General features: G+C 55.5%; 18 protein-coding genes. 13 read left to right on the forward strand and 5 right to left on the reverse strand.

The features are described from left to right. Positions 1–27: 27 nt before the first annotated feature. The 3 genes from dtd (at position 28) to C4S74_RS00125 (ending at position 3,186) form a co-directional block, all read left to right on the forward strand. Positions 28–471 carry a D-aminoacyl-tRNA deacylase gene (dtd, locus tag C4S74_RS00120; RefSeq protein WP_103993358.1) on the forward strand — a complete coding sequence of 148 codons (444 nt, stop codon included), beginning with the start codon at positions 28–30 and terminating at the stop codon, positions 469–471. A gap of 129 nt (positions 472–600) precedes the next feature. Next, complete coding sequence (locus tag C4S74_RS26335) at positions 601–774, forward strand: hypothetical protein (protein WP_181024272.1); 174 nt, start codon at positions 601–603, stop codon at positions 772–774. Between the two features lie 429 nt (positions 775–1,203). Further along, positions 1,204–3,186: an FAD-dependent oxidoreductase gene (locus C4S74_RS00125; protein ID WP_103993359.1), complete on the forward strand. Its 1,983-nt coding sequence runs from the start codon at positions 1,204–1,206 to the stop codon at positions 3,184–3,186. 170 nt (positions 3,187–3,356) lie between these two features. Here the strand turns inward: C4S74_RS00125 and C4S74_RS00130 are convergent, their stop codons facing one another. Next, complete coding sequence (locus tag C4S74_RS00130; protein WP_103993360.1) at positions 3,357–4,142, reverse strand: phosphodiester glycosidase family protein; 786 nt, start codon at positions 4,140–4,142, stop codon at positions 3,357–3,359. A gap of 238 nt (positions 4,143–4,380) precedes the next feature. On the opposite strand from C4S74_RS00130, the gene C4S74_RS00135 reads away from it, so the two are divergent. The 5 genes from C4S74_RS00135 to C4S74_RS00155 all read left to right on the forward strand — a co-directional run bounded on the left by C4S74_RS00135 (position 4,381) and on the right by C4S74_RS00155 (position 10,764). Next, positions 4,381–4,686, forward strand: a complete 306-nt coding sequence (locus C4S74_RS00135) for a helix-turn-helix domain-containing protein (protein WP_009674280.1) — start codon at positions 4,381–4,383, stop codon at positions 4,684–4,686. 482 nt (positions 4,687–5,168) lie between these two features. Further along, the gene (gene hisS / locus C4S74_RS00140; RefSeq protein ID WP_103994240.1) at positions 5,169–6,458 is read left to right on the forward strand and encodes a histidine--tRNA ligase; all 1,290 of its coding nucleotides are present in this window, start codon (positions 5,169–5,171) and stop codon (positions 6,456–6,458) included. Continuing rightward, the gene (gene aspS, locus C4S74_RS00145; protein WP_103993361.1) at positions 6,455–8,236 is read left to right on the forward strand and encodes an aspartate--tRNA ligase; all 1,782 of its coding nucleotides are present in this window, start codon (positions 6,455–6,457) and stop codon (positions 8,234–8,236) included. Before hisS ends, aspS begins: the two co-directional genes overlap by 4 nt. Positions 8,237–8,440: 204 nt before the next feature. Beyond that, positions 8,441–9,196: a ThiF family adenylyltransferase gene (locus tag C4S74_RS00150; RefSeq protein WP_103993362.1), complete on the forward strand. Its 756-nt coding sequence runs from the start codon at positions 8,441–8,443 to the stop codon at positions 9,194–9,196. Between the two features lie 44 nt (positions 9,197–9,240). Then, positions 9,241–10,764, forward strand: a complete 1,524-nt coding sequence (locus C4S74_RS00155; RefSeq protein ID WP_258042336.1) for an S-layer homology domain-containing protein — start codon at positions 9,241–9,243, stop codon at positions 10,762–10,764. Positions 10,765–10,915: 151 nt separating this feature from the next. Here C4S74_RS00155 and C4S74_RS00160 read toward each other — a convergent pair whose 3' ends face one another. The 4 genes from C4S74_RS00160 to C4S74_RS00175 form a co-directional block, all read right to left on the reverse strand. Beyond that, a complete protein-coding gene (locus C4S74_RS00160) occupies positions 10,916–12,112 on the reverse strand; it encodes an MFS transporter (protein WP_103993363.1) in 1,197 nt (398 codons plus the stop codon). A gap of 35 nt (positions 12,113–12,147) precedes the next feature. Continuing rightward, positions 12,148–13,203, reverse strand: a complete 1,056-nt coding sequence (locus C4S74_RS00165; protein WP_103993364.1) for a Gfo/Idh/MocA family protein — start codon at positions 13,201–13,203, stop codon at positions 12,148–12,150. Between the two features lie 61 nt (positions 13,204–13,264). Continuing rightward, positions 13,265–14,122, reverse strand: a complete 858-nt coding sequence (locus C4S74_RS00170; protein ID WP_103993365.1) for an HAD-IIB family hydrolase — start codon at positions 14,120–14,122, stop codon at positions 13,265–13,267. Next, positions 14,106–15,437 carry a DegT/DnrJ/EryC1/StrS aminotransferase family protein gene (locus C4S74_RS00175; protein ID WP_103993366.1) on the reverse strand — a complete coding sequence of 444 codons (1,332 nt, stop codon included), beginning with the start codon at positions 15,435–15,437 and terminating at the stop codon, positions 14,106–14,108. Before C4S74_RS00175 ends, C4S74_RS00170 begins: the two co-directional genes overlap by 17 nt. Positions 15,438–15,540: 103 nt before the next feature. On the opposite strand from C4S74_RS00175, the gene C4S74_RS00180 reads away from it, so the two are divergent. The 5 genes from C4S74_RS00180 to C4S74_RS00200 all read left to right on the forward strand — a co-directional run bounded on the left by C4S74_RS00180 (position 15,541) and on the right by C4S74_RS00200 (position 21,779). After that, positions 15,541–16,530 carry a LacI family DNA-binding transcriptional regulator gene (locus tag C4S74_RS00180; RefSeq protein WP_103993367.1) on the forward strand — a complete coding sequence of 330 codons (990 nt, stop codon included), beginning with the start codon at positions 15,541–15,543 and terminating at the stop codon, positions 16,528–16,530. A gap of 320 nt (positions 16,531–16,850) precedes the next feature. Then, positions 16,851–18,212, forward strand: a complete 1,362-nt coding sequence (locus tag C4S74_RS00185) for a spore germination protein (protein WP_103993368.1) — start codon at positions 16,851–16,853, stop codon at positions 18,210–18,212. After that, on the forward strand, positions 18,199–19,287 hold the full coding sequence (locus C4S74_RS00190) for a GerAB/ArcD/ProY family transporter (RefSeq protein ID WP_103993369.1): 1,089 nt from the start codon (positions 18,199–18,201) through the stop codon (positions 19,285–19,287). Before C4S74_RS00185 ends, C4S74_RS00190 begins: the two co-directional genes overlap by 14 nt. Beyond that, the gene (locus C4S74_RS00195) at positions 19,284–20,387 is read left to right on the forward strand and encodes a Ger(x)C family spore germination protein (RefSeq protein ID WP_103993370.1); all 1,104 of its coding nucleotides are present in this window, start codon (positions 19,284–19,286) and stop codon (positions 20,385–20,387) included. Before C4S74_RS00190 ends, C4S74_RS00195 begins: the two co-directional genes overlap by 4 nt. An 87-nt stretch (positions 20,388–20,474) precedes the next feature. Beyond that, positions 20,475–21,779 (forward strand): replication-associated recombination protein A, encoded by a 1,305-nt coding sequence (locus C4S74_RS00200; protein ID WP_374755386.1) that lies wholly within the window; start codon positions 20,475–20,477, stop codon positions 21,777–21,779. Positions 21,780–21,823 lie beyond the last annotated feature (44 nt).

Raw genomic sequence — 21,823 nt, forward strand, 5'->3', positions numbered from 1 at the left:
GGCACGTTCGGCAAGGAGAGTGGTAGTATGAAAGTCGTGGTACAGCGCAGCAAGGAAGCGCAGGTTACGGTGGACGGGGAAATTGTCGGCCGCATCGACCGGGGCTTGATGCTTCTGGTGGGCGTAGGCCATGAAGATACGGAAGAGGACGCCAAATATTTGGCGGACAAGGTCGCGGGCCTGCGAATTTTCGAGGATGAACAGGAGAAGATGAACTTTTCCGTGAAGGATATTGGCGGCAGCATTCTTTCCGTATCGCAGTTTACCCTGTACGGGGACTGCCGGAAGGGCAGAAGGCCGAATTTTATGGGAGCGGCCCGGCCGGAGCAGGCAGAAGCTTTATACGATACATTCAATGATCTTCTCCGCGCTCAGGGGCTTCATGTGGAAACGGGCGCTTTCGGGAAAATGATGGATGTGGCCTTCACGAACTGGGGACCGGTTACGCTTATTCTCGAAAGCAAAGCCTGAACCGGCGCTTGACTGGCATAATCCGTCAGCTCCTGGGACAGGCTAAAAGTCGAAGCCGCCGGCCGCAGAACGTCTCTTAGAGATAAGCTTCTGCCGGCGTGCCACTAGACAGAGGAGCCTTCCTACACCATGCGCCGATCCTTTAAAGAAAAGCAAATGACCCAGCCGGAGAGCCAGCTCGCTCATTCCGCTTATTCCGAAAGAATACGCGCCGGAGCGGAGCTGCCCGGGATGGAAGCGAGCGGGGAAATCGCCCCCGTGCAAGGAAGATTCAAACGGACGGCCAAAGTGCCGCCCCGCTAACGAGACCGGCCTCCCAGCGGAAGGCCGGTTTTCATTTTGCACGGATAAGGCGCACCCCGGCGGCGTACCCGGCTATAAGCCTTTGTCCCCTTTGGAAAATATGTTACACTAGTCATGGTCATTTTTAGGAGGAAATGAAGCTTTTTGCCGCATGACGGAGACCGTTGGGCTTCATTCCCGTATAAGAAGTAGTGATGCTTGAGCTTCCCGCGGTTCAGGGGGTTCAACCAAGTTCACGACCCTACAAAACCGACAGGTACACCTAAGGCGGATAACGGGTTCAACTCCCCTACTCTCCGCTGTCCCGGGCGTGGCCCTATTCGTGTGCAGCAAGCCGGAAATAGCTCCGGAACAACCCGCGCACTGAACCGCACGGCCGGGATGCAAGCAGAAACATAAGCAGTTGGAATACAATGAGGAAGGTGCCCCATGACAAAGAGTAAGAGCAACCATTCGAAGCATGCCGCATCAAAATCCTGGATCGTCTGGATGTGCCTGCTGATCGTGCTGACCGTAATCGCAGCCGCGGCCGCACTTTACTGGCAGTACCGCCATCACAACAAACCGAAGCCGATCGCTCAGCATACGCTGTCCGAAGTGAAGTCGGCGGCGAACCTGCAGAAGCAGTATGATGTGATCGTCGTCGGAACGGACCCCGAAGGCATAACGGCAGCGGTGTCCGCCGCCCGCAACGGGCAGAAGACCCTGCTGGTGGACGGGCACGACCGGGAAATTCTCGGCGGCCTGATGACGCTCGGGTGGCTGAACAGCATCGACATGAACTATGTGCCGAACCCGTCCGTGCTCAATCCGCACGATGTGCTGAACAAAGGCCTTTTTTCCGAATGGTACAGTAAAATCGAAGGCGATTCCTTCAGCATTAACACGGCGGCGAACGCTTTCCACGATATGGTGCGCGGCGAGAAGAATATCGATCTGATGCTTAAACTTAAATCCATCGAGCCGCTTTTAACCAATCAGGGACAGCAAACCCGCGTAGAAGGCATCACCCTTACAAAGGAAGATGGAACGAAGCAGGAAATCCGTGCGAATGCGGTGATCGATGCGACCCAAGACGGCGATATCGCCGCTGCGGCGGGCGTACCTTTTACATACGGTCTGGAAGACCTCGGCAACAAAAACGCCAAAATGGCGGTTACGCTCGTATTCAAGCTGAAAAATGTGACCCCTGATGTCTGGTCCCAGATCAGCAAGCATCTGAAAACGGACGACGATCCGATGTCCGATGCCAACGAAGTCAGCGCATGGGGCTATAAGGAGCTTTACAATTACCCGGCTCTTAACCCGGAACGCGTGAAGATGCGCGGTCTGAATATCGGCCGCCAGGACGGCGACATGGTGCTGATCAACGCGCTGCAAATTTTCAATATCGACGGCTTGGACGCAAAGTCGCGGGCCGAGGCGTTTGAAATCGCGAAGAAGGAAATCCCGAACGTGGTCGCTTTCCTGAAAAAGAACTACCCCGAATTCGCGGGTGTCGAACTGGCGGGAACGGCTCCCGAGCTGTACGTGAGGGAAACGCGCCATATTCAAGGGGAGTACCGCCTGAATATTATCGACCTGCTGGAAAACCGCGACCAGTGGGACCGGATCGCGTTCGGTTCGTATCCGGTCGACATTCAGCGTCTGGCTCCGACGGACACCGGAATGGTCGTCACGCAGCCGGAGCAGTACGCGATTCCTTTCCGGAGCATCGTGCCCAAGAAGGTGGACGGGCTGCTCGTCATCGGGCGGGCCGCTTCTTACGACACGCTTCCGCACGGCAGCGCCCGTGTCATCCCCGTCGGCATGGCCGAGGGTGAAGCGGCAGGCGCCGCGGCCAAGCTCGCCAAGGATGCGGGCCTGAGCTTCCGCGAGCTCGCCGCTTCGAAGGAAAACGTGGCGAAGCTTCAGGAAATGCTGAACAAGCAGGGCATGGATCTGAAGCCGTTCAGCATGAAGCCGCAGCCTTTTATGACCCACAAGCAGTATGAAGGCCTTAAATCGGCCGTATCCATGTCCCTCGTGGGCGGCGGATACAAGAACGAGTTCGAGCTGGACAAAGTGTCCAACCCGCAGCGTATGGTGAACTATATCACCCGGATGAAGAAAATCATTCCGTCGGCTTACGGCGGCGACCCGAGCGGCTCGCTAAAAGGAATCGACGAGGAAGCGCGCAAGAAGTCCGCGCTGACGCTCGATCAGGCCGCGTACACGATGACGCAGGGAGTGGGCATCGCCGTTCCGAAGGAAGGCGCCCTGGCCGAGCTCTCCAAACGCGGAATCGTGCAGGAATCGTCGCTCGCGACAATCAAAGACAAGCAGAACCTGACCAACGGCGATACCTTTATGCTCATCATGGATTTGCATAAATACGCCGAAAGCAAAGGCGCGAAACCTGCGGCGCAATAAGCCGGTCCGAGATTGTAACGAAATTGTAACTTGATTTTCATCTGGGATTAATGTTCGCGTCCTATACTAAATATCGACCCCCTTTACGATATAGATATCCATGGACAGTCTGCAGCTTCGTGCTGCAGGCTCTTTTCTTTTTTAGGCCGGATTTCTCTTAAAAAACGGATTTAATGAAGGGCGATCATTTGATAGATTTGCCGCTTGTCCCCAGGCAACGATGCCTGCGCCACCTTCAACTGGGAGGAGCCGTTGCCGTCGAGGAATACGCCGTCGACGAGTCCGCTTCTGCCCAGCGATCCCGCGATTGCGGCGCGGAACTGCTCGCCGGTGCACGGTGTCGGCGTTACGACGAGCCAGACGGCATTGCTCTTGTCGTACACGATGCCGGTCCGCATCCGGGCTTCGTTCAGCGCCGGCATATTCTCCTCCTTGGCGAGCTTGCGCCAGTCGGCTTCGTTCTGCAGGCTCATGGAGATCCCGCCCTGTGCCCAGTAGCGGGTGCGGTCCGTCACCTGCAGCTCGGCCGCGTCGGACGCCTGCTGGACCGTAAACCGCCGGGCTGCGTCGTCCCAGACGAGGGTTCCCCGCTTATGACCGGTATTGAACCAGCCCGAGCCGTATTCGCCCTGCGCCCCCTTGACCGGGCGGTCGTTCATGACGGCGATGCTGAGCAGATTGCCCTGCCAGAAAAAGCCGCCGTTAATCCCGAACTCGGGCACCTCCATGATGTTGCCTTTTACGGCTTTAAGCGCGATCCGTTCGGGCTTCGTTTTCGCCACATGCAGCTCGACTCCGTTGGGCGCCGTTATTTGCGCATAGGCGTAAGCGGGAGGCGGAGGGCCTTGTTCTCCGGAATGATGGGCGAAGAGCAGGGTGAAGGCAAAACTGGCGGCCGCGACGGCGCCGTAAATGACAAGCAGCTTGTCTAATCGGGCAAAAAAACGGGGAAGCATAGCCAACCTCCTGTCTGTTCGGCTCTACGATTCTTTAACTCTATGATCCTATTCTATGAGGAGTCCGCTAGAGTAGAACCCGTATTTTTCAAATGTCCGAAAAGGGTGTAAAGAAAAGACGGTCCGGCAGCGATTACACGGGTTCGGGCATATGGGGGCCCGTCTGCGGGATATTAGCCGTATAGACTTACTTTTGACAAGTGACTATGGTAAGATGTTACTAAGGAGATGATGTCGCATGGCAGATTTTCATTTGTGTCCCAAATTCGAGAACGCGTTTGAGCTGCTTGGAAAACGTTGGACGGGATTGATCATCCGGGTCCTTTTGAGCGGTCCCAAACGTTTTAAAGATATATCCGATATGATACCGAGCATGAGCGACAGAATGCTGTCCGAGCGCTTTAAAGAGCTGGAGGCGGCGGGCATTCTGATCCGGCACGTATACCCCGAGACGCCTGTGCGGATCGAATACGAACTGACCGAGAAAGGCAAGGGCCTGGAGCCGGTCATGGACGAGCTGCAGAAATGGGCGGAAACTTGGTAAGGGAAAAGCTTGACTTTACCGGAAGAGCCGATTACAATCATTTCTAACACAACCCTGAAAAACTTTGATCCGCTGAAGGGATGAAGTCGTTCGACTCCACGTACTCAGAGAGGGAAGCCCTGGCTGCAAGCTTCCTTATGATGGCCGAGCGTAAGACCTCCCGGAGGACAGTCGGTGAACAGAGGGCTGCCTGAGCTCGTTCCTTGGAACGTGCCGTGCAGACCGTTTCCCATTAGCCGACATGCGTAGACGGGCGTTAACCGTATGAAGCGAAAATCAGCCCGGCCGGACTTTCCGCGCCGCAGGCCGCCGATTTTCGGAATGTGGGTGGCACCACGGGTGATGGTTAGTTACTAACGTCTCTCGTCCCTTTGACCGTTTTGCGGTTTTAGGGATGGGGGACTTTTTTAATGGCAAAAAAAGCAGCATCGCAGACGCAGGACAATGGGGAAGTCGACGAGGAAGATAAGGAGGAAGCTCAAATGAGCATACAAAAGCCGAAAGGCACCCAGGATATTATGCCGGGTTCCGTAGAAAAGTGGCAGGCGCTGGAAAGCAAAGCCCGCGACCTGTGCAGCCGGTTCCGCTACCGGGAAATCCGTACGCCGATCTTCGAACACACCGAGCTGTTCTCCAGAGGTGTCGGAGAGACGACGGATATCGTAGAGAAGGAAATGTATACGTTTCAGGACAAAGGAAACCGCAGCATTTCGCTCCGTCCGGAAGGAACGGCCGGCGTCGTACGGGCGTATGTGGAAAATAAACTGTACGGTGAACCGGATGTCAGCAAGCTGTTCTACATCGGTCCGATGTTCCGGTACGAGCAGCCGCAGGCCGGACGCTACCGGCAGTTTCACCAGTTCGGGATCGAAGCTTTCGGCGGGGAAGATCCTTCGCTGGATGCCGAAGTCATCGCGTTCGGCTATACGTTTTACCGCGAACTGGGGATGACGGGCGTGTCCGTCGAGATTAACTCCGTCGGAACGCCGGAGATCCGCGGGAATTACAAGCAAAGACTGCAGGCGTTCCTGGAGCCTCTCAAGGATAAGCTCTGCAAGGACTGCCAATCGCGGTTCGACCGCAACCCGATGCGGATTCTCGACTGCAAAGTCGATCAGAAGTATTTCGAAGGGGCGCCCGAGCTTCTGGACGATCTGGACGAAGCGTGCCGGACGCACTTCGAAGCGGTAAAACGCCATCTGACGGCGATGGACATTCCGTTTACGATCAATCCCCGCCTCGTGCGCGGACTCGATTATTACACGCACACCGCTTTCGAATATAAAGCGGCGGGCATCGGCTCCATCGATACGATCGGCGGCGGAGGCCGTTACAACGGCCTCGTCTCCGAGATCGGCGGACAAGACCAGCCCGGCGTCGGCTTCGGCCTCGGCCTGGAGCGCGTTCTGCTCGTCCTGGAATCCCAGGGCGTGCAGCTTCCTCAGCCTCCGGGGCTCGACGTGTACCTGATCGGACTCGGTCAGGCGGCCGAGGACGAGATCGTGAAGCGGCTCTATGAGCTGCGTACGCACGGCATCCTGGCGGAGAAGGATTACCAGGGCCGCAAAATGAAAACGCAGATGAAAGCGGCTGACCGCTCCGCAGCGCGTTTTGTCGCTATCTTGGGAGACGACGAACTGGAACGCGGGGAAATAACGCTTAAAACAATGGCCACCGGCGAGCAGGAAACGATCAAGCTGGAGGAGTTTGCGGAAGCTATTTTGAAACGGACAAAGTCCGGAAACGAAAATGGAGGGGTTCAGTCATTATGATGCTCAAAACACATCATTGCGGGCAATTAACGAAAGCGAACATCGGAGAAACGGTTATTCTGAACGGTTGGGTACAGCGCCGTCGCGACCTGGGGGGCGTCTTGTTCATCGACCTGCGCGACCGCAGCGGACTCGTGCAAATCGTCTTCAATCCCGATTTCTCGGGCGAAGCGCTGGCAATCGGCGACCGCGCACGCAACGAATACGTGCTGGCCGTAAAAGGAACCGTCGTCGAACGTGACGCCGAAACGGTAAACACCAACCTGCAGACCGGTGAAATCGAAGTCCGGATCACGGAAATCGAAATTATGAACGCGGCTAAAAATCCCCCGTTTTTCATCGAAGACGGGATCGAAATCGACGAAACGCTGCGCCTGAAGCACCGCTATCTGGACCTTCGCCGTCCGGAAATGCAGCAGACGCTCATGCTGCGTGCCAAAGCGGCCCGGATTTTCCGCAGCTTCCTCGACGAAAACGGGTTCCTCGATATCGAGACGCCGATCCTTACGGGCAGCACGCCGGAAGGCGCGCGCGATTATCTCGTGCCGAGCCGTGTGCACCCGGGCGAATTCTTCGCGCTGCCGCAGTCTCCGCAGCTGTACAAACAGCTGCTCATGGTGAGCGGCCTGGAGCGGTACTACCAGATCGCGCGCTGTTTCCGCGACGAGGATCTGCGGGCGGACCGTCAGCCGGAGTTCACGCAGGTGGACATCGAGACGTCCTTCCTGTCCCAGGATCAGCTTCTGGACATGATGGAGCAGCTGCTCGTGCGTCTGTTCCGCGAAACGGTCGGTGCGGAAATTCCGACGCCGTTCCAGCGTCTGACTTATGCGGAAGCGATGGACAAATACGGCTCCGACAAGCCGGACCTGCGCTTCGGTCTGGAGCTGTCCACGGTGACCGATATCGTGGAAGACAGCGACGTAAAAGTGTTTAACATGGTCGCCAAAAACGGCGGTATCGTCAAGGCCCTGAACGCCAAGGGCTGCGCGACGTGGAGCCGTAAAGAGCTTGACGATCTCCAGCCGTTCGCATCCCGTTACGGCGGCAAGGGTCTGGCCTGGATCACCGTGAAGGAAGGCGAGTGGAAAGGGCCGATCGTCAAATTCTTCAAAGAAGAAGAGATCGCCGCTCTGACCGAGCGCCTCAACGTGGAAGAGGGCGACCTGCTCGTCTTCTCTGCCGACAAACCGAAAGTCGTGTACGACGTGCTGGGCAACCTTCGTCTGAAGGTCGGCCGCGATCTGGGTCTGATCGACGACAAAGCCTACAAATTCCTGTGGGTCGTCGACTTCCCGATGTTCGAGTACGACGAAGAAGAGAAGCGCTATGTCGCCATGCACCACCCGTTCACCCGTCCGAAGGACGAAGATCTGCATCTCTTCGAAACGGACCCGGGCCAAATGCGCGCCCAGGCTTACGATATCGTTCTCAACGGCTACGAAGTAGGCGGCGGCTCCATGCGGATTTACCAGCGCGACGTGCAGGAAAAAATGTTCGCGGCGCTCGGATTCACGCCTGAAAAAGCGAAAGAAAAGTTCGGCTTCCTGCTTGAAGCGTTTGAATACGGAACGCCTCCGCACGGCGGAATGGCTTACGGCTTCGACCGTCTCGTGATGCTGCTTGCGGGACGCACGAACCTGCGTGAAACGATCGCCTTCCCGAAAACGGCGAGCGCGTCCGATCCGCTTACCGATGCGCCGAGCGCAGTCGACGAGAAGCAGCTTGAGCAGCTTTCCATCCGCATCGCGTTGAAACAACCGGCCGCCAAGGCTTAAATTCCGGCAGCCGCGCCGCTCTGCCGGCCGTGAAAAATTTTACAGGCCGCAGGGCAGCATAAAGGAAACAGGGAGGGACCTTCGGGTCCCTTTTTTTCGGGCCGCACAGATAAAACCAAGCGCCCGACTTGACATTGACCACCGAATCAGGTCAAACTTAGCGTAAACCTATCATTTTGCAGCTGACAGAGGAGGAAATTCCGAATGCTTCATCAATTCTCCCGGACGGAACTTGCCATCGGACCCGAGGGACTCCAGGTTATGAAAGGCAGCACGGTAGCTGTGCTCGGGATCGGCGGAGTCGGTTCCATAGCGGCGGAAGCCCTGGCCCGGACCGGAGTCGGACGAATTATACTGATCGATAAAGATGTGGTGGATATTACGAATGTGAACCGTCAGATTCATGCCCTTACGACGACGGTAGGACAGCCTAAGGCCGAGCTTATGCAGGAGCGGATCAAGCTGATTAATCCCGAATGCGACGCCATCGCGCTGCGGATGTTCTACACGGAGGAAACGTACGAGCAGCTGTTTGACTACAAGCCGGACTACGTTCTGGACGCTTCGGATACCATCTCTTATAAGATTCATCTCATCAAGGAGTGCCTGGAGCGCAAAATTCCGATGATCTCCAGCATGGGCGCGGCGAATAAAATGGACCCGACCAAGTTCCAGGTCGCGGATATTTCCAAAACGACGATGGACCCCATTGCCCGGGTCATCCGGACGAAGCTCCGCAAGGAGGGCATCAAGAAAGGCGTGAAAGTGGTATTTTCGACGGAAGAGCCTAAGAAGCCGCGCGAAGACGTGACTCAGCGCATCGTTCCGGAGAATGCGCCGGAAATCCGCAAAGCGCAGCAGCCTCCGGCGAGCAACGCTTTTGTGCCGCCCGTCGCCGGTCTGATCATGGTCAGCGTATGTGTTAAAGACCTGCTGCACAATGCCGGTATCGAGGTTTAAGCAGTTTTCGAAGTCACAATCGCACCTAGAGAGGCAGGAAAGATATGGCTTGGAAAAAGGTTCTCCTTACTCTATCCGCGTCGGCTGTGCTGACTTCGGCTGCCGGGCTTAGCCTGACGGCAGTCGGACGAGCTGCGGAGGCGGAAAACTTAGCTGCGGGGCAGCGGAAGGCGGACGTCAGTGCAGTGAGGCCGGAGGGGCACAGCGAATCGGAGACGGCCCCCGTCTATGCCGCAGGCCGTGCGGCGCCGCAGGAGGGGCAACCGCCGGGTGCTGAAGTTCCGGCGCTGCGGGAGCATCCGGCGGGCGCGGAAGACCACGCGGCGGCGCCTCTGACGGCGGGAGCCGGTCCGGCTAAGCCCGGCACGGCGCCGGAAGCAGCGCCCCAAGCGGCGGCCAGCGGCTCGGCGGAGCAGCCGGCCGCAGGCCGCCTCTACGCCGATGTGGCCCCGGATGACCGCAACGCGGACGCGATTGCGGATCTGGCTGCGCGGGGCCTCATCGAAGGAACGGCATCCGGCCGGTTCGACCCGGCCGGGGCGCTGACCCGCGAGCAGTTTGCCAAGCTGCTCGCATCCGCCTTCGGACTCGGAACGTCCGAAGGGCCGACCCCTTTCGTCGACCTCGTGTCCGTGTGGTCGACGCCGTATATTTCGGCTGCCTATGCGGCAGGGCTCGTTGACGGCGTAACCGCCGTCAAGTTCATGCCCGCGCAGCCGGTAACCCGCCAGGCCGCCGCCGCGATGGTGTGGCGCTGGCTGGAGGCCCGGGGCGTCGAAGCCCCGGCGGATGCAGCCGCCTGGAGCGTCGGCGATGCGGATGTGTGGGCGCAGGCGTCCGTGCAGAATATCATGGCGCTGGGACTGCGCAGCGATTCGGGCGACGACTACGAACCGAAGCGCGTCATGACCCGCGGGGATGCGGCAACGCTCGTTTCGCGGGCGCTCGCTCTGCTGGAGAGAACGGCCGTGGAACGGGCGGCCAAAGCGGCGCAGCCTTTGACGGCGGACAAGGCGGCAAGCCTGATCCGGTACAACGAGCAGAAGACGTCGGAGCTGCTTCTGAGCCTTTTCGACCACGAGCTGGCTTCGCGTACGAAGCCGCCTTTTAAAGCGATCGAGCCTGCCCTGAGCCGGTATTATGCGGACCCGGGAAGCTGGAGAACGTTCTATGAGCATCATCTGGGCGGGATTTACGAAGCCGTGGCCCTTTTTCCCGCTGCTTCGATGCCCGGGCCTTCGTTCAAAATCGTCAGCGTGACGGACGATCGGGTCAAAGTCCGGGGCAAGAGGCCGGAAGGGGCTTACACGGATTCGGCCTTTCTCACCTATACGCTGCTCAAACGAAACGGGAGCTGGGTCATCGGCGGACGCGAGGAAGAGAAGCTGACGGAGCCGTTCACCCGTGAGGAAGCGGAAGGAATTGTGGCCCGGTATTACAGAACGGGCGCAAGTCTGTTCGAGCGGGAGGAGAGCGACTCCTATCTGTTTACCGTGACGGACAAAGGGGAGAAGCTGCGGTTATCCGTCAGCAAGTCCAAAGGAATTCTGGCGCTGGAAGAAAGCTGAATAACTCGCCTGCAGCCTCGCTTTTGGCAAACAAATTCGGATAAATCTTTTAAAAGATTCGATGTTAAGAGCCTTCATTCCGTTTTTACGGCGGGAGTGGAGGCTTCTTTGCGCTGCCCGCTTCTTCACGGCAAGCCGAAGAGCATGGACCTTATCGGTCCATGCTCTTGCCAGCGGGTTTATAGAAGCTGCTGCCCGTGTCTTTCAGCCGGAAGGAAATGAACCAGAGCAGCAGAGCCAGCCCGGCGAACAGAAACAGTGTAACCGGGAGCTCTTCCAGCGTCAGACTCCAGCCGACTAGAAGCGAAATGAGCGACCCGCCCAAACTCGCGGCGGCGATAAAGTAGCTCGTGACCTCATCCACATGTCCCCGGCTTACGGAAGCCGCAAATGTAATCGCAACCGGAAACAGGGGAGCTGCCGCAATGCCCGTTAGAAAAATGGCCGCCAGCACCAGGATGGCATCATGGAGAAAAGGGAACACCCCTAAAAATAAAATCAGACTCAGAGCGGAAATCTGCAGTATCGGCAGAGGGGGAATATTCCTCCCTTTGACGGCGAGCAATGTCCGGCCGACAACCATCGACGCCCAGAATACGGAAACTCCGATCAGGCTGTACGGTTCATATCCGCCGGCAATCAACAGCGAAGGCAGAAAGTTCGCGTAGCTGGTTTCGATCCCGGCATAGACGAAAGCGAATACAATGAGCAGACCTAAGCAGCGTTTTTCCCTCATAGGTGTGTTTCCCGGGAAAAACTCCTCCGTGTCGCTTCCGGCTCCTTCGGGCTGGGGAAATCTCTGATTTAGCCGGGCGACTGAAGTCAAGAACACCCATACCGTCAGCAGTACCACGATAGTAGCGAGCAGGGAGGATAATACGACAAGAAGGACATCCTCACCGGCCAGCAAATGGATAAGGATGGGGAAGAGCAGGGCGCCGAAGCCGAAGAATACTTCCAGCTTCGCCATCCCTGACTTGCCGCTTACCCCTTGTCCTATGATCAGAGCTCCTACGGTCGTCTCCAGCGTGCCCGCCCCGTATCCGATCAGGAACCCGGTCAGAGAGAGCAGTTCCCACCTGTCGATCCACAAATAGCCGGCTAAGGCGGCCCCGACCATACAGAGTCCGATCGTAATGACGCCGAACGGACCCAGCTTCTTGGAAAAGACGGGAGAAAACAGGACGCCGATGAGAAAACCGATAAACTGTACGGACAGGATCACGGAGATCTCCCGGGCCCCGATTCCGTATCTTGCAAAAAGATGAGGGGACAAACTGCCGATAAACACATGAACGACGCCAACCAGAAAATAAAAGGCGCAGCCCATCCAAAGGACGATTCGCATCGTCGGCCTCCTATCTGCGGAAGGCATTCAGGGGATTAGGCCTGCATTACAAGCGTGCCTGAAAGATCCTTCGCATGTGTTTCGAAGAACAGATTCAGCTCAGCTTGAGAACGGTACCCGTCCGCAAAGCTCGGCAGACCTACCCGGCTATTCCGGAGAATGGCGTCCACCCATGCCATCTGTTCGATCCGGAAGGAATCCGCCCAGCCGTGAAACTCGCCCGCTGGGTCCGTCAACAAGGCGGGAGGGAGATCGAAGCTTGTGGACGAGATTCCTTCCGTGATGGTATAACTCAGTGGATTGCGTGTGTGGTAATGGAAATTTTTTTGGTGTCCGATAACTTCAATCCCGAACCCGCAGTCTTCCGGGGCCGTGCTCTTGGAGGTAATCATATGAATGAACACCTGATTGCGGAGCTGTCCCAGGATTTCCGAATAATCATCGACCTGAACTTCCCTGTTTTCTTTTTCCTTCACATTGGTAGCCATTTTGATACGGATCGATTCGGGCCGGAACTCCGAACGGAACAGATACCAGATCATATCGATCAGATGTATGCCGAGATCGCCGAGTGCGCCGCTAGTCTGCTTGCTGGCCTCGCTGTCTCTCCACGTGAAAGCTTTTTTTCTCAGAGCGCTGTCTTTCTTGAAGGAGATATTAAACGAAATGATGCCGCCGTGCTCGCCGCTGCGGATAAATTCCATCAGGATGTGGACGAACGACAAATACCGGTAATTGAATCCCATCATGGCGATGGCATTGGCTTTCTCCGTAAAGTCCCGCATCGTCTGGGCTTCTTCAAGAGTGATGGCCATCGGTTTTTCGCACAAGACATGCTTGCCGGCAGCCAGGGCCTGGAGGGCGTGCTCTTTATGTTTGAAGTTAGGGGAGGCGACAATAATGCCGTCCGAGGAATCCAGCAGGTCTTCGATCCGTTCGAAAGCTCGTCCGCCGAAGGTGGCTGCGAACCGCTCGCCTGCCGGCTGATTTATATCGTGAACGCCTGCAAGGACAGCCTCCTTGACCGTTGACAAAGCTTTGGCATGCGTCTTGGCAATATTTCCGGCTCCGATAATACCAATTTTGATCATCTTGATTTCCTCTCCCTTATCCGTGGATATTCTCTCTGATCAAACACAGCGTTTCGAATCGTCAGCCTTCCGCCTGCAAGTGTTCTTGAAGCACATGAAGAATGCCTTTCACATAAGCCCCTTCGGAGACCAGGGGATGCATGCCCTTGGCTTCCTCCGTCGCATTGTGAACCAGGTAGCCGTGCCGGACGGCCTGGAGCATAAGCAGATCGTTTCCGCTGTCGCCGAAAGCAAACGCATGCTCGGGCCCGACGCCGTACCGTCCCAGCATGAATCGCACGATCTCCGCCTTGCCGGTTCCAAGCGGAATAAAGTCCACGTCGTAGCAGTCTTCCGGATCGCCCGCCAGAGGATTGCACCGGTTGATATTGACGTCCAGCCGGTACCGGCCGGCCAAACGGCGGATATACTCGACCGCGTGCCGGTCTGTTACGGGATCCTTTTGCCAATAGTAAAAATTCCATTTGAAGCGGGAACTGCCCAGTTGGGTCTGAGGGGTTAATTCCACGCCGTGTTCTTGAGACAACCGCCGGACAACGGTGCCGACCGCTTCTTCGGAGAAACCGCTGCTGGTCAGCCGGCTGTCCCACTGTTCGTCCCTCGTGCCGTAGCGTTCCCAAGTCATATAGGTAAGCTCCGTCCCGAGGTCGCTTGCGATAAAGTGAGGAAAAATCCGGAATTTTCCTTTGTTCATTTTGTTTAAAATATCTTCCAGTTTACTGCCGCTTACCCAGCCGATCATCAATTCTCCCTCGCGGCTTTTCCGTTCGATGAACGTTTCAAGCTCTTCGAGTTCCCGGCGGTGCTCTTCCAGCAGAACGTGCGGAAAATACGTTTCGTCAAAGTCACAGAACACGAGGTGCTTGGGGTTCTCGGGATGTTCCAGCCGGACGAAGCTGTCTTTATACTCCAATAACACGTCGCAGTCCCTCCATCAGATGATCTTGTTCTTCCCAGGTCAAATGCGGATACATGGGCAGATGCAGCAGCCGGCTGTGGGCCTGCTCCGTTTGCGGAAGCCGCGCATCCGTATAGCGGCTATTCACGAACGCGGTGTTTTGCCTGTGGGACAAGACGGGATAATAGATATCGGTTTCGGCCGAATACTTGTCCTTCAGCTCGTGCCGTACAGAGTCACGGTCTGCGCCCAGGATTTGAATGGGGAAGTGGTGCCAGACGTGGTCGTCCGACATGTCGGGCAGCCGGATTTTCTGGCTGTCGGCCAGCGGTTCCAAGCCTTGGCGGTACCGGTCGGCCAGAACCGTCCGTTTGAAGTTGTTCAGGGACAAATGCTTTATCCGCTCGATCCCGATGGCGGCCTGGAGGTTATCCATCCGGCTGTTGTATCCGAAGTCTCTTATTTTGCGGTTTTTGACGTTGACTTCAAAGCCGTGGTAACTGAACTGCAGGCACCGCTGCGCCGCTTCTTCATTGTCCAGGGCAATCGCGCCTCCTTTTCCGCATACGCCTACATTCTTGTAGGGATTGAAGCTGAGGATCAGGGCATCCCCCTCGCGTCCGAGTCCCGTTATGCCGATGGCTTGGCAGGCGTCCTCCACAATCAGCAGGGAGTACCGGTCCGCAAGTTCGCGGAGACTTGCCATGTCAGCCTTCTTGCCGTATAAATGCACCGGGAGGATAAACCGGGTCCGGGGCGTAATGGATGCTTCCGTGCTTGCCGGATCCAGCGTATACGTGTGCGGATCAATATCGGCAAAGACAGGGACGCCGCCTACGGCAAGCACGGCATTCTCGGTTGCGGCAAAGCTGTTGGCCGGCATAATAACTTCATCGCCGGGACGGAGGCCCAAAGCGAGCAGGGCCACCATCGCCGCATCCGTTCCGCTGGAGGTGGCAACGATATATTTTTTTTGCAGGTAGCTGGAGAGGATTTCTTCAAAGCGGTTTACATACGGTCCGCTGGTGAACTGCCCGGTCGGGAGCACCTCTTTCATTACCGCCAGAATGGCTTGCACCTCTTCTTCGGAAATCAGCCTGTTCAGAGGCAGGAAATCGACTTTCTCCGGAAATTGGGGAAGAGCGGGAAATAAAGATGGAATCCAAGTATTAATTGTAATTCGATTTCCTGAATTGTATAATTTTTCTATTATCTTCTTGTTTACCAAATGATTTTCAAAGCAATCCGGCTCTACGTCATGTCCTGTTTGGATGCGATTCATCAGTTGAAGAAGGTCTTTGCTTGTTCCCCGATATTTATTTTTGGTGATCAGCATGGTTTTTTCCTCCGTTTCCTGAATTTATTACTAATTCCTATCCGTAATCATCGTAAATTATGAAATCGATGACAGGTCAAGACATTTTTTTGGAGGAAAATTTATGCCTACGATACAAGAAATCGCCAAGCTCAGCAAAGTATCGACATCCACGGTGTCGAGAGTCTTGAACAATCATCCGTACGTCTCCGAGAGGAAGCGGAAAGAAGTATTGAGGGTGATCGAAGAAATGAACTACACGCCGCATTCCTTGGCCAGGGGGCTGCGCACCAACAGCTCCAAATTGCTCGCTGTCTCCGTCCCCAAGGCGGATCATCCCTTTTTTGCCGGCCTGATCAAGGGAATCTCGCTGCAAGCGCTGGAATTCGACTACAAGGTGTGTGTGTTTCAAACTTTTTACTGCAAAGAAAACGAGTTTCAACTGATGAAGCTTCTTAAGAATAGGGAAGTGGACGGAATCATTCTTGGCGCATTGGAGAACATGTGGGACGATATCGCGCCTTACCTGAAGGGAGGTCCCATCCTCATGTGCAACGAGTTTCATGAAACCGCATCGGTCCCCATTTTGTGCTATGACGAATTCGAGGCCGGTTATACCGCGGTGCGGCACTTGATCGACAGGGGATACCGGGATATCGGCTTTTGCTTCGATACGGCCAACAGCGAGGCGCAGAATATGCGGAAAAAGGGGTATTTGGCCGCCCTCTCGGACCACGGCCTCCCTTATCGTGAGGAATGGATCTTTGAAGGAGCCTTCTCGATTCTGGACGGCATCCGTATTATGGATGAGATCCATCTGCTGGGGAAGAAGCCGACCGCTCTCTTCTCGGGCAGTGATCAAGTGGCGGCAGGGCTGATCAAACAGGCTGTGAATCTCGGATACGGCGTGCCGGATGACTTGGCCGTTATCGGGTACGACAATCAGCCGATCTGCCGGGTAACGACGCCGACCATTACGAGCATCGATATTCCGGTGGAGCAGCTTGGACGGGAAGCCGTTAAGAGGCTTCTTGCCTGTTTACAAGAGGGGCTTCCTTTGAAGCGTGAAGTCACCCTGTTTCCGACTGCCTTGGTCGCACGGGAGTCGACATGAGACCTGTATGTGAACCGGCATGTGAACCTTCATGGGATCGTCCATAAAACACGAATTTGCAGAAGAATCGTATGCTCAAAGTAACAAGGATGCCCCGTTTGCAGAGGCATCCTTTTTTGCGATTCTTTTTATCTCCCTCCTGCTCTTAAACCGCGTTTTTTCCGCTGACGGGATTAAATCTCGGCACATCTGAGCGAAGCGGGATTCCGGCTTGTTCGGCACGCTGTAAATGCGAAGCTTTGGAATGACATGGAAGCAAGCTGGGCAACGTAAACCAAAGAGCCGTTGCGGATAAGAGAACGAAGGGAGGGGAACGGCGGATGACCGGCAATAAAGCGACGACGGAGCAGATTGAACAATGGCTGGCCGAGAAGCTGGCGCTTTCCGCCGATCTGGAAAATTGCGAGCTGACCTCGGACGGCAGGACCATGCGGCTGATCTATATGAAAAGCTTGTGCGATTCGAAAATGATCCGGAGATTTTTTATCGCCCCGTTTTTTGAAATCCGGTCTATGGACCTTTATGTGCAGTATATTTCGTCCCTGCCCAGCGGCATGGAGTATACGAATGTGGTCAGAGCGCTCGATTTGATTTTGTCAGGATCGGTGGCGCTGTTTGTCGACGGGAAAATATACTTACTGGAAGCTTTGCAGGACGTGAAGAGCAGTGTGGGGGACGCCACGGTGGAAGCGATCGTGCAGGGGCCTCAGGACGCTTTTACGGAGTCGATTTTCACGAACCTGAATATGGTGCGCCGGCGCTATAAATCTTCCAATTTGAAAATCGAAAATTCAACGGTCGGCTATTTGTCCCAAACAACCATCGCGCTCGTGTATGACGACCGGAAAGTCGACAAGGGCATCCTCAAGGACGTTAAAGACAAATTTTCGCAGCTGAAGGTGGACAAGATCCAATCTTCGGGCGAGCTGGAGAAGGCGCTCAGTCCCGAAGGCTTTCGGCTGGTGCCTACGATGATGACGACGGAAAGGCCCGACCGGGTGATCGATAACCTGAGCGAGGGTAAGATTGTCATTTTGATCGATACGAGTCCTTTTGCGCTTATTCTGCCGTCCACCTTTTTTGATTTTTTTACCGCGATGGACGATAAAGTGCAGCTTCCGTTCGTCGGTTTTTTTCTGCTCATTCTCCGTTATGTCGGCCTGTTTATGACCTTGACCCTGCCTGCGCTCTATGTGGCTTTTACTTCCTACAACCCTGAAATTTTGAAAATGAACCTGACGCTGCTCATCGCGGGGAGCCGGGCGAGCGTGCCGTACCCCTCTTTTGTCGAGGTACTGATTATGCTCGTCATGATGGAATTTCTGATCGAAGCGAGCTTGCGGCTGCCCAAAGCGATCGGACCTACGGCGACGACGGTAGGCGGTTTGATTTTGGGGACGGCATCTACGGAAGCGGGGCTGGTCGGCAGTATCATGATTATTCTCGTGGCCGCGGTTGCCATCTCCAACTTCGTTATTCCGATCAACATGATGAGCTTTTCAGTCCGCTTCGCGAAGTATTGGTTCGTCCTGCTGGCCGCTATTTTCGGCCTGCTCGGCGTCGTCGTCGGGGTGATCGGCAGTATTTTATACCTGTGCAATCTTCGCAGCTTCGGACGCCCTTATATGCGGCTGTTTCATATACGCGAGCAGCGCGGAGGAGGTACGGATGGTCACCAATAGATATGTGTACTGTCTGATCGCCATCAACGCCTTAATCAGCCTGATCATTTATGTGCCGAGAATTTTGCTGCAGCACCGCTTCGACGGCGCGTGGACTTCGATTCTCCTCTCGGTCGTTATCAGCTATCTGCTTGTAAGAGGGTTCACGAAAATGATGGTTCCTTTCACCCGGCAGGGGTTTCCGGAAATGATGGAGCAGTTTCTGCCCAAATGGCTGAATGTCGCCGTCCAGCTGCTTATGATCGCACTTTGGTTTTTGGTCGGCGCCATTACGCTGTTGTCCTTCGTGGATATCACGCTTCGTTACATAAGCCCCGACGTTCCCGCTTTTCTGGTTATGCTCGGCTATTTGATCGTCGTATGCTGGGCTTGTACGCTCAATCCCGCCTCGATTTTGTTCGGCTTGGAGATTCTGCTCTTGCTGAACTGTCCGATTGTCGCGTTTTTCATTATCCGGGCCATCACGTCTCCCATGTTCGATTGGGACGCCGTTCTCCAAACGTTCACTTTCAGTCTGCAGTGGCCCTCGTTTCAGGCGGTGGCGGCGGCGACTTTTCTTTTTACCGGCTATATCAATCTGGTCGTATTTAACCGGGTATTCGAAAAGTTTCATATGAGAGGCTATCTGCTCATTTCGCTGTCGGGTCTGCTCCTGCTGCTGCTCACAATGATCGTACCGATCGGAATGCACGGCACTATGGGGGTATCGACATATGTCTATCCCTGGTTCTCGCTGGCGGATGCCATACGGATCGATATGTTTCTCGTCGAACGGCTCGTCTTCGTTTTTTATCTGGTGTACATTTCCCTTTTTCTGATCAGTACGGTCGTACATTGGCATGTGGCGCAAAGTCTCGCCCGGGAGCTGATCCGTCTGCCCGCCGCTTCACGGAGCGCTAAATTCCTTCCGCTGGGAGTCGTTCTCGTTTTCGCGGCAGCCTGCTTGATGATGCTCAAATTCAATCAGGAAGGGCTCATAAGAGCCGGTGAGCTCTTTCTTGAAGTCAGGTTCGTAGCAGAAATTTTTTTCGTGCTGCTGATTTTCTATATGTATCGGAAGGTGAAGAAGAAGTGAGGCTAAAGCTGCTGCTGTTCGTTCCGGTTCTGCTGCTCCTTCTACTGCTGGGCGGCTGTAACTTCAAAGATATCGACAAACGCATTTTTGTGATCTCGATGGGAATAGACAAGCTGGATGACCAGGAAAATAAACTCCGGGTCAGTTTGAAGCTGGCCATTCCCCAAGGGAACCCGAAAGAAGGAACCGAGCAATTCGACGTTATCGTGGAAGAGACCAAGACAGTGGCGGATGCGGTGAGGAAAGCGAAGTCCAAAGTGGACAAGGAGCTCGATTTCGGTCATATGAAAGTATTTCTGATCGGGGAGAAAATGGCCCGCGACGATATTTACCAAATCATCAACTGGGGGGTACGCCGCCGGGATATCCAGCTCATTACCCTGCTTGCCGTCGCCAAGCCTACGGCTTATGACGTTCAGAAAGTGAAGCCTTTGTCCGAACGTATCCCTTCCAACGCTCTTATACTCGCTCTTTCCAAAACCGGAACGGAATCGCCCTACATCGTAACGGAATATTTATTCGATTACCAGCGGCGGCTTGAAGAGAGAGGGATCGATCCTATTCTGCCGATCGTCAAAGCGGAGGGGGATCATTTTATTATCGACCGGCTCGCTCTGATGAAAAAACACCGCATCGGCGTAGAGCTCAGTCCCAACGAAACAAAATTGTACAATCTGCTGACCACCAAAAATCTGAAAACGAATATGAGCGGCAAATCGGACGGAATCCTTTATGAATTGAATCTGGAAAACTCCCGGGCTACGTACAAAATAACCGATAAGCCGGGAGAAGATCCTCTGCTTACGTACCGGATTCATATCAAAGGAACACTGGAAGAAAACGAGAGCCAGGAGAAAATGACCCGGCCCGTTCTGGATAGGCTGGAGGAAGCGACGGAAAAAGAAACAAACGAGCAGGTGGAGAGCTTCCTGAGAAAACTTCAGAAACAGGAAACGGATCCGATCGGCTTCGGCCTGCATTACATGTCCCGGCGCTGGAACAATGCATCGGAATGGGAGGACTGGCAAAAAATATACCCCAAACTGAAATTCAAGGTCGATACCCATGTCCGTATTCATTCCGCGGGAACGGCGCATTAGCAGGCGGTGCTTCGACAAACAAGAGGCGTCAACAGTATAATAGATAGATACTTTATATGCTGTTGAAAGGCGGAATTGCAGATGGAAATGGACTTATTCAGTGCCGCTGCCGAGAACGATTCCCGCGGGAAGCTTCTCGCGGACCGGATGCGGCCTCGCACTCTCGATGAATATATCGGCCAGGAGCACATCGTGGGTCCCGGCAAGCTGCTGCGCCGGGCGATCGAGGCCGACCAGATCACGTCGATCGTGCTGTACGGGCCTCCCGGCTGCGGTAAAACGACGCTCGCGCATATTATATCGGAGAAGACGTCCGGCGATTTCGTAAGGCTGAACGCCGTGGACGCATCGGTCAAGGATGTGCGCGAAGTGATCGAGCAGGCCAAGTCGGCCAAAGCGCTGTACGGCCGGCGGACGATTCTGTTCCTCGACGAGGTGCACCGCTTTAACTCGGCCCGCCAGGACGCTCTGCTGCCCGCCGTGGAGCAGGGCACGATCGTGTTCATCGGAGCGACGACCGAGAACCCGTTCCACTATGTGAACGGGGCCCTGCTCTCCCGCTCCACGCTGTTCCAGCTTCACGGCTTGACCGAGAAGCACGCCCGCATCGCGATGGAGCGCGCCCTCGCCGATGAAGAGCACGGCCTCGGCTTCCTGAACATCGAAGCCGAAGAAGAGGCGCTTGCGCATATCGCGTTTATGGCGGGCGGAGATATCCGCCGCGCGCTCAATGCGCTGGAAATCGCCGCGCTGACAACCTCGGCGGATGCGGACGGCGTTGTCCGCATCTCGCTGGACATCGCGGAGGAGTCCATCCGCCGCCCGACCGTCAAGGCGGACGAGTCGACGCAGTATGACGTCCTCTCCGCGTTCCACAAGAGCGTGCGGGGGTCGTCCGACGCCGCTCTCTTCTGGTTCCTGTACGCGGTGGAGAAGCTCGGCATGGACCCCATGACGTTTATCCGCCGTCTGACCGTCGCATGCAGCGAGGACATCGGTCTGGCGAATCCACAGGCTATGGTTCAGGCGGTTTCGGCGATGGAGGCTTACCACAAGATCGGCTGGCCGGAGGCTAAGTATATCGTCTGCCAGGCGATTCTGTTTGCCGTGGAAAGCCCGAAATCCAACTCCATCCCGCTTGCCATCGGACGAGCCATGTCCGCCATGGACAAGATCGGTCAGGCGGAAGTGCCGCTTCATTTGAGGGATACCCACTACAAGGGTGCGGACAAATTAGGGCATAAAGGCTACATGTATCCCCACAATTATCCGGGCCATTACGTAAAACAAGCGTATTTGCCGGAACAATTGGAGGGTGAGGTGTTTTTTAATGCCACCGAACAGGGTATGGAAGAGAAGATGAAAATAAATCAGCAGCGCCGGAACCGATGACCCTTCTATAAGAGCATGCGGCTTCCGGCAGGAACTGCAGGTAG

The sequence above is a fragment of the Paenibacillus sp. UNC499MF genome (assembly GCF_900107975.1).
GTDB lineage: Bacteria > Bacillota > Bacilli > Paenibacillales > NBRC-103111 > Paenibacillus_F.